The organism is Streptomyces ossamyceticus (assembly GCF_001418475.1).
Lineage (GTDB): Bacteria > Actinomycetota > Actinomycetes > Streptomycetales > Streptomycetaceae > Streptomyces > Streptomyces ossamyceticus.
This window is the reverse complement of the sequence record NZ_LIQX01000218.1, coordinates 1-10,905: the sequence shown is the minus strand read 5'-3', so window position 1 is coordinate 10,905 and position 10,905 is coordinate 1. Positions and strand designations below refer to the sequence as shown.

Below are 10,905 nucleotides of genomic sequence, written 5' to 3'. Positions count from 1 at the left end.
CCCCTCCGGTAGGCGTCAGCCCACCGAGGAGTAGGCCACAACCCCCCGCAACAGCTCGTCGACCGCCTTGCGCGCACTCTTGCCCACGGTGGACCCCGAAGGGGCCGCCGCCGAGATCTGCCCCAGCACGTCGATCACCTGCTTGCACCACCGCACGAAGTCACCGGCCGGCATGTCCGCCTCCCGCAGCACCTCGTCGAGCCCCTTCCCCGAGGCCCACATGTACGCGGCCCAGGCGAAGCCGAGGTCGGGTTCGCGCTGTCCGACCCCTTCGCTCTGGGTGATCCGGAACTCCTCCTCCAGCGCGTCCAGCCGCCCCCAGATCCGCACCATCTCGCCGAGCGCGGCCTTCGCGGCTCCCGACGGCAGCTTCGGCGCCATCGCGTCGTCGCCGACCCGGGCCTCGTAGACGAGCGCGGAGACACAGGCGGCGAGTTCCGCGGGACCGAGGCCCTCCCAGACACCGGCGCGCAGGCATTCACTCGCCAGCAGATCCAGCTCGCCGTAGAGCCGAGCGAGCCGCTTGCCGTGCTCGGTGACCTCGTCGCTCCGCAGATAGTCCAGCTCGGTCAGGAGCGCGACGATCCGGTCGAAGGTGCGGGCGATCGTGTTGGTACGGCCCTCGATACGCCGCTCCAGCTGCGTGGTGTCCCGCTTGAGCCGGTAGTAGCGCTCCGCCNNGTCGTCGGCGGCGGCGGAGCGGCGCTTGCGGTGCCGGTCGGGCACCAGGTGGCCGGCCTTCGTGCGCAGCGCGGACGCCAGATCGCGGCGCGACTGCGGCGAGCGGGGGTTGAAGGACTTCGGGATCCGCATCCGCTCCAGCGCCTCGACGGGCACCGGGAAGTCCATCGACGCCAGCCGCTTGACCTGCCGCTCCGCGGTGAGCACCAGCGGGCGCGGCCCGTCGTGGTACTCGAGGCCGCGGTGGCCGTTGGACCGCCCGGCGGGCAGACCGGGGTCCAGCACCAGGGCGAGCCCCGCGTACTTGCCGGTCGGGACGTGGATGACGTCGCCCGGCTTGAGCTTCTCCAGGGCCACGGCGGCCTCGGCGCGGCGCTGGGCCGCGCCCTGCTTGGCCAGTTCGGTCTCCCGGTCCTTCAGGTCACGCCGCAGTCGGGCGTACTCCTCGAAGTCCCCGAGGTGGCAGGTCATGGACTCCTTGTAGCCCTCGAGCCCCTCCTCGTTGCGCTGGACCTGGCGGGAGATGCCGACGACGGACTTGTCGGCCTGGAACTGCGCGAAGGACGTCTCCAGCAGCTCGCGCGAGCGGTGCCGGCCGAACTGCTCGACCAGGTTGACCGCCATGTTGTACGACGGCTTGAAGCTGGAGCGCAGCGGATAGGTGCGGGTGCCCGCGAGTCCGGCGAGCTGGTCGGGGTTCATGCCGCGCTGCCACAGCACGACGGCGTGGCCCTCGACGTCGATGCCGCGGCGGCCGGCGCGGCCGGTCAGCTGGGTGTACTCGCCGGGGGTGATGTCGGCGTGCTGCTCGCCGTTCCACTTGACGAGCTTCTCCAGCACCACCGAGCGGGCGGGCATGTTGATGCCGAGGGCGAGGGTCTCGGTGGCGAACACGGCCTTGACCAGGCCGCGTACGAACAGTTCCTCGACGACCTCCTTGAACGTCGGCAGCATGCCCGCGTGGTGGGCCGCTATGCCGCGCTCCAGGCCCTCCAGCCACTCGAAGTAGCCGAGGACGTGGAGGTCCTCGGAGGGGATGGACGCCGTGCGCTCCTCGACGAGGGCGCGCACCCTGAGGCGTGCGTCGTCGTCGTTGAGGCGCAGGCCCGCGTGCAGGCACTGCTGGACGGCGGCCTCGCAGGCGGCGCGGCTGAAGATGAAGGTGATGGCCGGCAACAGGCCCTCGGAGTCGAGCCGTTCGATGACTTCCGGCCGGCTCGGGATCCAGATGCGGGAGCGCTGGCGGCGCTCGCGCTCCCGGTCGGCCTCGCGCATGGCGCGGCCCCGTCTGCGCTCCTGGTACGAGGGGCGGCTGGCCTCCATGCGGGCCATGCGCGTGAGGTCGGGGTTGACGGCTTTGCGGTGGCCCTCGCCCTCCTCGAAGAGGTCGTACATCCGTCGGCCGGCGAGCACGTGCTGGAACAGCGGCACGGGACGGTGCTCGGAGACGATCACCTCGGTGTCGCCGCGCACGGTGTCCAGCCAGTCGCCGAACTCCTCGGCGTTCGACACGGTCGCCGAGAGGGAGACGAGGGTGACCGACTCGGGGAGGTGGATGATCACCTCTTCCCAGACGGCGCCACGGAAGCGGTCGGAGAGGTAGTGCACCTCGTCCATGACCACGTAGCCGAGGCCGCGGAGGGTCTGGGAGCCCGCGTACAGCATGTTCCGCAGGACCTCGGTGGTCATCACGACCACCGGGGCGTCGGAGTTGACGCTGTTGTCGCCGGTGAGGAGTCCGACCTGGTCGGCGCCGTAACGGCGGCACAGGTCGGCGTACTTCTGGTTCGACAGGGCCTTGATGGGTGTCGTGTAGAAGCACTTCTTGCCCTGTTGCAGGGCGAGGTGGACGGCGAACTCGCCGACGATCGTCTTGCCCGAGCCGGTGGGGGCGGCCACCAGGACGCCCTTGCCCGCCTCGAGCGCCTGGCAGGCCTCGATCTGGAAGGGGTCGAGGCCGAAGTCGTACATCTCGCGGAAGGACGCGAGCGCGGTGGCCTGCTCGGCAGCGCGCCTACGTGCTGCCGCATACCGCTCGGCCGGTGAGAGATCCTCTGTCATCGTGCTTTCGAGCGTACCGGGCCCCACTGACAACGGGACGATCATTATCCGGATCGGGGCTGCCCTGGAGATCAGGACGTCCCGCGCCCGCAAAACGATCTTGCCCATAGTTCGGAATCCGAACCAGCGTTCCCGCCGGGACCGCAACGCCGATGTTGGACCGACCGCGTCGACCCGGGATGAGGACACGCCGGTTCCGCCTGTTCCGAAGCGCTCGTGAGAACGGCAGTGGGCCCCGCCCGGGTTTCGGGTGGGGCCCACTGCCGTTGTCCTCACGGCGATCGACGGCGCGGCCGAGCACGGCTCGCACGCAGTGGTGGTGTCGGTCCGACCGCACGCGGCGCGGTGCGCGACCGCTCACTCACGTGACGTCGTCGTAGCCGTTGATCCGCTCCCGCTCGGGCTCTGCCTGCGCCGGCAGCGCCTTGCTCACCGACACGGCCTCGACCTCGCCGATGTCCTCGGGGGTGAGATCCAGTTCGGACGCCTCGTCGTCGGCGGGGCCCAGCGCCTCGCGCTCCCGCTTGCGCCGGTCGTTCATCAGGGCGAAGCCGGTGGCGAGGAAGTAGAGGAGGATGATCGGCGCGGCCAGCGAGAACATCGAGACCGGGTCGACGGTCGGCGTGGCGAAGGCCGCGAACACCGTGACACCCATGACCATGCCGCGCCACCAGCCCAGCATGCGGCGCCCCTTGACCAGACCGGTCATGTTCATCATGACCAGGACGAGTGGCAGCTCGAAGGAGAGGCCGAAGACGATCACCATGCGGGTCACGAGGTCGAGCAGCTCGTCGAGGGGCAACAGGTTGACGGTGTCGTCAGGGGTGAACTCGAGCAGGACCTCTGCGGCCGCGGGCAGTACGTGGTACGAGAAGTAGGCGCCCACCATGAAGAGGGGGAAGCCCGCAGCGACGAAAGCCATCGAGTAGCGCTTCTCGTGCCGGTGCAGACCGGGCGCGATGAAGGCCCACAGCTGATAAAGCCAGACCGGGCTGGCGATGACCACACCGGCCGTCAGGGATACCTTGATCATCAACGTGAACGGGCCCATCAGGCCCGACATCGTGATGTTGCCGCAGGCTCCCTTGCTCTCCTTGGCGAGCTCCGTGAAGTCCCTGGTGCAGCCGACGGCCTCCTGGACCGGGCGGGTCAGGAAGTTGATGATCTCCTGATAGAAGACCACACCCACGATCGACGCCACCATGATGGCCAGGATCGCCTTACCCAGCCGGTTGCGGAGCTCGCGAAGGTGCTCCACGAGGGGCATCCGCCCCTCGGGATCCTTCTCCTTCTTGCGGGCAGACTTGAGCAACCCACGTTCCCATCTCGTGCGGCAGGCCGGAAGCGTCGTCCGGCCCTGCGTCAGCGCTTGGTCGTGTCCGTCGGCTCCGCGACCGGGCGGGAGCTGGTCACGTCACCGGGCGCGGCCTGGATGGTGCGCTGAGCCGGGGTGTCACCGGCGTGCGGAGGCGCGGCGGAGGTGGTGGTGTCCTCCTGGCCGTCGCTCTTCATGGCCTTCGCCTCGCTCTTGAGGATGCGGGCGGACTTGCCGAGCGAGCGCGCCATGTCCGGAAGCTTCTTCGCACCGAACAGCAGGACGATGACGACGAGGATCAGAATGATCTCGGTGGGGCCGAGCCTACCCATAGCTGTCTACCTTCTTCACCGAGGCGGCGGGTGGGGGCTGTCCGACCGGTCGGACAAGTGTCCGAACGATCGTACTGGCAGCGATCGTAACGCTCAGGGGTGAATCAGAGGCAATCCCTGTGCGTACTCCCGATTCGCGCGACCCTGGCCTCGTTCACCGGGCCGCGTCAGGCAGCGTACCTGCCGAAGGTATGAAGGTGACAGGGCGAAGTGGCGCAAACCGCACAGGCCCGCCGACTCACAGCAGGCGCGCCCGCACCTCACAGCGGCCACGCTCTTACCTCACGGCGTGTCCACGGAGCGGGCCGACCGCTCACAGCACGGTCACGGAGCGGGCCGGCGGCTCACAACAGCCCACCGAGCAGGCCGGCGGCTCACGCAGCATCCACTGAGCAGGCCAGCCACTCACACCGCGCCCGCGGAGCAGGCCGGCCTCTCACAGCGACTCCGCGGAGCGGGCCGCGCTCGTCGTCGCCCGCTCCAGGTCCTCCGCCGCCCTGTTGATCCGCCGTGCCGACTCGGTGACCTGCCGGCCCAGCCGCTGGGCCTCGACGAACACCCGGACGGCCAGCACCCCCAGCACGGCGAGCCCCAGAAAACCCATAGCGACAGCGAACATCGGCCAGAACATAGCGACGACCCTAGCCCGGCGAATGGAGCCGCAGCGTCCGCACGCCACCCCCGGTCAGCAGCTCGACGATGCGCTCCCCGGCCGGTTTACGGACGGCGACACCGCACTCGGGGCACGTGAAGGAGTAGAACGTGGTCTTGCTGGTGGCACCGATGGCCAGCCGCAACGCGCTCGCGCCGAGTTCGACGTTGGCCCGGCACTCGGGGCATCCGGCCCTGAACACCACGTCGACCACCCGCTTCATGCCCGCGAACGCGACCGCCGCCGACATCTCCGGCACGCCCGGTAAACCCTGCACAGCCTGCAGACCCTGCACGCCGGACACGGCCGATCCGCCGTTCACAGCCCTCGCTCCTGCCTGTCGTACCGGCGCTCCTGCACTCCACCGGCCGCACGGGGCGCACCGAGGCGGGCGTCGAGCTCGTCGTACGCCGGTACGACCTCGTCGTAGGCCGCCAGGGCCTCACGGGCCGCCCGGCGGGCGCTGTCGGCCAGGTCCTGGGGCGAGACGATCCGCCCGTCCGGCCCGAGGCGCAGCGCGAGCCGCCGCAGCGAGGTGGGGTCGGGGGTGCGCAAGGTGATGCGCAGCCCGCCGTCGGGGAGCTCCTCGGCGCTGTCGTGCGGGTAGTACTCGGCGACCCACCGCCCGCCGGGCCCGACCTCGACGACGACCTCCGGGTCCTCGGCGGCGGGCTGCACCAGTGCCTCCGACAGATCACGCAGCTCGATCTCGGGCGGCGCGGACGGCTCGTCGAGGATCTTGATCTCGGCGACCCGGTCGAGGCGGAACGTCCGGCGCGCCTCCGAGCGGCGGCACCACGCCTCGACATAGGTGTGACCCACGCTGACCAGGCGAATCGGGTCGATCTCCCGTTCGGTGACCTCGTCACGGGCCGGCGAGTAGTAGCGGATCCACAGCCGTCGGCGTTCCGAGATGGCCCGGTCGACGTCGGCGAAGACCCCGCCCTCCGACTCGAAGGTCACCGACAGCCGGGAGCTGGCCCCGGCCGCCTCGCCCGCGGCCGCCTCCACCTTGGCGGTGGCCCGCAGCAGCGCCTGCCGGTCGCTCTCGCGCAGCCCGGGCAGCGTGGCGACCGCGCGGGCGGCCACGAGCAGGGCGGTGGCCTCGTCGGCGGCCAGCCTCAGCGGCTCGGCGGCCTCCGCCCCGAGCGCGGCCGGGTTGTGCCACCAGATCCGCTCGCCGTCGGTGTCGATGTCGAGCAGGTCACCCCCGCGGAAGCTGGTCCCGCACATGGGCAGCACATCGAGGTCCGACACCAGCTCGTCCTCGGTGATCCCGAAGGCGCGGGCCACGTCCTCGATACGGGCGCCGGGGCGCTCGCGCAGATACGTGACCAGGGAGAGCATCCGCCGGGTCTGGTCGATGGCGTTCGCCGGCCGGGCCGGTTTTCCCACCACTTTCTTACGTCCCCTCAACCCTTGGCCACGGCACGCAGCCGGTCCACCACGTCGGCCCGTAGCTCGGCGGGATCCAGGACCACCACGTCGGGCCCGAACTCGACCAGCCAGGCGTCCAGACCGTGCCCGTACGGAATCTCCAACTCGTCCCAGCCGTCGCCGAGTTCCCGCACGGCGGTGGCCCTGGCCCGCAGCGGGTAGCCGGCGCCCGCGCGGAGCCGGATCAGCGCGGAGCGGTCGGCGGTCTCCCCCGCCCAGCTCGCGACGGTCTCCCGCACCGTGACGACGTCCGGGACCTCGGCGGTGAAGGCACCGCCCCGGCTGCGCACCTTGCCGGTGATCCGCGACAGCCGGAAGACCCGCTCGGCGCCCCGGTCCCGGTCGAAACCGGCGAGATACCAGTGGCCGCGCCAGCACTCCAGCGCCCACGGCTCCACATGGCGGGGCTCGGGGCGGGCGGCGGTGGCCTTGCGGTACTCGAACACCACCGGGCGACGGTCCCGGCAGGCCAGCATCAGCGGCTCGAAGGCGGCCTCGTGCACCGGGATGCGCGGCTCCAGCGCCCCGTGGGCCTCGTACGGGTCGACGTCCTCGGGGAGGCCGGCGGCGCGCAGCTTCTGCAGGGCGCCGCTCGCGGCCCCGGCGAGACGGGCCTGCTGCCACACCTTGGCGGCGAGCCCGAGGGCGGCGGCCTCCTCGGCGTCGAGGGTGATGGGCGGGAGGCTGTTGCTGTCGCGGCGGGCCTGGTAGCCGACCTCGCCGTCGAGGTTCTCCACCGTCTCGATGACCAGGCCGAGTTCGCGCAGATCGTCCTTGTCGCGCTCGAACATGCGATTGAAGGAGTCGTCGGACCCGGCTGCGTCCATCCCCGGCCTGGCGGCCTCCACATACGCCTCGATGGAATCCCGCAGCTCGCGCTTGCTGAGCGGTCGGCGCGTCCCCAGCAGACACAGCGCCAGGTTCATCAACCGCTCGGCCTTGGCAATGGCCATCGACGCCCTTCCCTATGGGTGCTTCTGCGGCACGACCGTACCGCTACCGAGCGTCGCGGCAAAAGCCGAGGGCCCATGCCCGAACAGGCATGGACCCCAGGTGGTCGGCTCCGGTCACAGGACCGGGCCGCTCCGGTCGTACGGTGATCAGACCCCGAGCAGGTCGACCACGAAGATCAGCGTCTCGCCCGGCTTGATCGCCGGGGTCGGGCTCTGGTTGCCGTAGGCGAGGTGCGCCGGGATGGTCAGCTGGCGGCGGCCGCCGACCTTCATGCCCTGCACGCCCTGGTCCCAGCCCTTGATGACACGGCCACCACCGAGCGGGAAGCGGAACGGCGTACCACGGTTCCAGCTGGCGTCGAACTCCTCGCCGGTGCTGAAGGACACGCCCACGTAGTGCACGGTGACGGTCTGGCCCGCCTGCGCGACCTCGCCCTCGCCCTCCCAGATGTCCTTGATCTCAAGGTCCTTCGGGGGCTCGCCACCGGGGAAGTCGATCTCGGGCTTCTCAATGCTCACGTCTTCAGGCTCCTGCTCGTGTACGAAAAGGCAACGCGGGACAGTCTCGCATCCCGCGCACTCACATCTTCGCGAGAATGTCCACGGTGAAGACCATCGTGGAGTCCTTCTTGATGTCGCTGCCACTCGGCGGCGTGTCGCCGTAACCCAGCTTCGGCGGAATCACGATCAGCAGGCGACTGCCCACCTTCTTGCCCTCCATGCCCTGCTGCCAGCCCTTGACAACCTGCTGCATCCCGAACGAGCTCAGCGCGTCCCGGCTGTACGAGGAGTCGAACTCCTTGCCGGTGTCCCAGATGACGCCCTTGTACTGCACCAGCAGGCTGTCGTCGGCTGCGACCTCCGGGCCGTCACCCTCGATGATGTACGTCGCGGCCAGGCCGGTCGGCGGGTCCACCTTCGGGATGTCGATGGTGGGGGCCTTGCCGTCGGTGTTCGTGCTCACCTTCGGCAGCTTCGCGTCGTTCTGCGGGACGTTCTTGCCCTTGGCGGAGCTCTTGGCGTTGAAGGTGTTCTGGACATCGAAGACGAAGACCAGCGTGTCGGTGCCCTTGATGCCCAGCTCCGCGTTGCCGTTCGCGCCGAAGCCCCAGGTCGGCGGCACGGCCGCCTCGACGCGACTGCCGGCCTTCTTGCCGGCCAGCGCATATCGCCAGCCTTCGAGAGTGCTCCCCTGGCTGAGCTGGAAGACCAGCGGCGTCTTGCGGTCGTAGGAGTTGTCGAAGACCTTCGCCGTGGACCAGATCTGCCCCAGGTAGTTCGCCTGGACGTAGTCGCCCTGGGCGATCGTCTTCCCGTTGCCCGCGATGACCGTCTTCACCGCCAGATCCTTCGACGGCTCCCCACTGCCCTTCGCGACGGTCGGCTTCTCGTCGAACTTCACCCCGGCCGTGATCGCGGGCAGCGGACCGTCCACGATCTTCGGCGGCTTCGCCGCGCTCGCCGACGCGGACGGGCTGCTGCTCGCCTTGGCCGAGTCTGACTTGTCGTCACCACAGGCGGCGAGCGTGACCAGTCCAGCGGGGACAGCGATGAGGAGTGAGCGTCGGCGCACGGTGAGGGCCTCGTATCGGTCGATCTTGTCGGATGCGTGCGCGCAACTCTACGGCGTGGGAAGGGCGCCGTACGGCAAACGTACGGCGCCCCGCGTTGCGTTCCGACTCGGACGCCTCCCGCCCCGGCGAATTCGAGGGCGGGAGACGCGCCGGAACATTCCGGCTCACATTCCGGCGATCAGCTTCTCCACCCGGTCGTCCACCGAACGGAACGGGTCCTTGCACAACACCGTGCGCTGCGCCTGGTCGTTGAGCTTCAGATGCACCCAGTCGACCGTGAAATCCCGGCGTTGTTCCTGCGCCCGCCGGATGAAGTCACCACGCAGCCGCGCCCGAGTGGTCTGCGGCGGAACCGACTTGCCCTCGAAGATCTTCAAGTCATTGCAGATCCGGGCGGCTTGACCTTTCCTCTCCAGGAGGTAGTACAACCCACGACGACGGTGAATGTCGTGATACGCGAGGTCTATCTGCGCGACCCGCGGATGCGACATGGTCATGTTGTGCTTGGCCCGGTACCGCTCGATGAGCTTGTACTTCATCACCCAGTCGATTTCGGTACCGATCCGGTCCAGGTCCTCGGCCTCGATCGCGTCCAGCGTGCGACCCCACAGCTCCAGGACCTGCTCCACGGTGCCCGTGCGGATACCGCGCCGCTCGCAGAAGTCCACGGCCTTCTCGAAGTACTCGCGCTGCACCTCCAGCGCGGACGCCTCCCGGCCACTGGCCAGCCGCACCTTGCGCCGGCCCGTGATGTCATGGCTGACCTCGCGGATCGCCCGGATCGGGTTCTCCAGCGTCAGGTCCCGCATCACCGTGCCCGCCTCGATCATGCGCAGCACCAGATCGGTGGCACCGACCTTCAGCAGCATGGTCGTCTCGGACATGTTCGAGTCGCCCACGATCACATGGAGCCGGCGGTACCGCTCCGCGTCCGCGTGCGGCTCGTCACGCGTGTTGATGATCGGCCGGGAACGCGTCGTCGCCGAGCTGACGCCCTCCCAGATGTGCTCCGCACGCTGACTCACGCAGTACACCGCACCACGCGGCGTCTGCAGCACCTTGCCCGCGCCACACAGCAACTGCCGCGTGACCAGGAACGGAATGAGGATGTCCGCGAGCCGGGAGAACTCCCCGTGCCGCGCCACCAGATAGTTCTCATGGCAACCGTACGAGTTGCCCGCCGAGTCCGTGTTGTTCTTGAAGAGGTAGACGTCGCCCGCGATTCCCTCCTCGTGCAGGCGGCGTTCGGCGTCGACCAGCAGTCCTTCCAGAATGCGCTCGCCGGCCTTGTCGTGAGTGACCAGCTCGGTCACGTTGTCACATTCGGGTGTCGCGTATTCCGGATGTGAGCCCACGTCTAGATAGAGGCGGGCCCCGTTCCGCAGAAACACATTGCTGCTGCGGCCCCATGACACGACACGGCGGAAGAGGTACCGCGCCACCTCGTCAGGAGACAGACGGCGCTGTCCCCTGAACGTGCACGTGACGCCGTACTCGTTCTCCAGCCCGAAAATGCGGCGGTCCATGACTGAACATTACGCCCGATCCACCGACCTGAAACGGGGTTCGGCAGCACGGTTTGGATCATTTTCCGATGAGACCGCAACCACCGCACCCCCCGAGGGAACAGCCAGAACCCTTCCCGTCGCCAGGAGAACCAGCAGCGACACGGCCCCCGCGGCACCCGGCACCACGAAGCCCCACACCGTCCCGCCCCACTCCACGACCGGCCCCGCCACCGCCGTACCCACCGACTGGCCCACAGTGAACGTCGTCACGATCCACGAGAACGCCTCCGTCACCGTCCCCCGCGGCGCGTGCCGGTCCACCAGCACGAACCCGCACGCGATCGCCGGCGCCAGGAACACCCCCGCGAGCGTCGTCAGCCCCGTCATCCCGA

General features: G+C 69.3%; 10 protein-coding genes and 2 pseudogenes. All 12 read right to left on the bottom strand.

Annotation, left to right across the window (positions count from 1 at the left end; all coding sequences use genetic code 11):
- Positions 1-15 precede the first annotated feature (15 nt).
- Positions 16-679 (bottom strand): annotated as a pseudogene (locus AOK15_RS46870) (DEAD/DEAH box helicase); the annotation flags it as partial.
- Positions 680-681: 2 nt separating this feature from the next.
- On the bottom strand, positions 682-2,787 hold a 2,106-nt coding region (locus AOK15_RS17475; RefSeq protein ID WP_240508476.1), incomplete at its 3' end, for a DEAD/DEAH box helicase.
- A gap of 316 nt (positions 2,788-3,103) precedes the next feature.
- Positions 3,104-4,054, bottom strand: coding sequence for a twin-arginine translocase subunit TatC (gene tatC / locus AOK15_RS17470; RefSeq protein ID WP_055517804.1), 951 nt, complete (start codon positions 4,052-4,054; stop codon positions 3,104-3,106).
- 50 nt (positions 4,055-4,104) lie between these two features.
- Complete coding sequence (gene tatA, locus AOK15_RS17465) at positions 4,105-4,389, bottom strand: Sec-independent protein translocase subunit TatA (RefSeq protein WP_055517803.1); 285 nt, start codon at positions 4,387-4,389, stop codon at positions 4,105-4,107.
- A gap of 436 nt (positions 4,390-4,825) precedes the next feature.
- Entirely contained in the window at positions 4,826-5,020 is a 195-nt protein-coding gene (locus tag AOK15_RS17460; RefSeq protein ID WP_055517801.1) for a hypothetical protein, read from the bottom strand.
- 10 nt (positions 5,021-5,030) lie between these two features.
- The gene (locus tag AOK15_RS17455) at positions 5,031-5,291 is read right to left on the bottom strand and encodes a hypothetical protein (RefSeq protein ID WP_055517810.1); all 261 of its coding nucleotides are present in this window, start codon (positions 5,289-5,291) and stop codon (positions 5,031-5,033) included.
- 68 nt (positions 5,292-5,359) lie between these two features.
- Positions 5,360-6,439 (bottom strand): helix-turn-helix transcriptional regulator, encoded by a 1,080-nt coding sequence (locus tag AOK15_RS17450; RefSeq protein WP_107099434.1) that lies wholly within the window; start codon positions 6,437-6,439, stop codon positions 5,360-5,362.
- Between the two features lie 14 nt (positions 6,440-6,453).
- Positions 6,454-7,431 (bottom strand): helix-turn-helix transcriptional regulator, encoded by a 978-nt coding sequence (locus AOK15_RS17445; RefSeq protein ID WP_055517800.1) that lies wholly within the window; start codon positions 7,429-7,431, stop codon positions 6,454-6,456.
- A 147-nt stretch (positions 7,432-7,578) separates the two neighbouring features.
- Positions 7,579-7,950 (bottom strand): FKBP-type peptidyl-prolyl cis-trans isomerase, encoded by a 372-nt coding sequence (locus tag AOK15_RS17440; RefSeq protein WP_055517799.1) that lies wholly within the window; start codon positions 7,948-7,950, stop codon positions 7,579-7,581.
- A 61-nt stretch (positions 7,951-8,011) separates the two neighbouring features.
- Positions 8,012-9,004: an FKBP-type peptidyl-prolyl cis-trans isomerase gene (locus tag AOK15_RS17435; RefSeq protein ID WP_055517798.1), complete on the bottom strand. Its 993-nt coding sequence runs from the start codon at positions 9,002-9,004 to the stop codon at positions 8,012-8,014.
- Between the two features lie 165 nt (positions 9,005-9,169).
- The gene (pafA, locus tag AOK15_RS17430) at positions 9,170-10,531 is read right to left on the bottom strand and encodes a Pup--protein ligase (protein WP_055517796.1); all 1,362 of its coding nucleotides are present in this window, start codon (positions 10,529-10,531) and stop codon (positions 9,170-9,172) included.
- A gap of 9 nt (positions 10,532-10,540) precedes the next feature.
- Positions 10,541-10,905 (bottom strand): annotated as a pseudogene (locus tag AOK15_RS17425) (MFS transporter); the annotation flags it as partial.

Bases quoted from the DNA above. Each gene is read 5' to 3' on its own strand.
- tatA (WP_055517803.1), bottom strand. From the start codon at position 4,389: ATGGGTAGGCTCGGCCCCACCGAGATCATTCTGATCCTCGTCGTCATC.
- AOK15_RS17460 (WP_055517801.1), bottom strand. From the start codon at position 5,020: ATGTTCTGGCCGATGTTCGCTGTCGCTATGGGTTTTCTGGGGCTCGCC.
- AOK15_RS17455 (WP_055517810.1), bottom strand. From the start codon at position 5,291: ATGTCGGCGGCGGTCGCGTTCGCGGGCATGAAGCGGGTGGTCGACGTG.
- AOK15_RS17445 (WP_055517800.1), bottom strand. From the start codon at position 7,431: ATGGCCATTGCCAAGGCCGAGCGGTTGATGAACCTGGCGCTGTGTCTG.
- pafA (WP_055517796.1), bottom strand. From the start codon at position 10,531: ATGGACCGCCGCATTTTCGGGCTGGAGAACGAGTACGGCGTCACGTGC.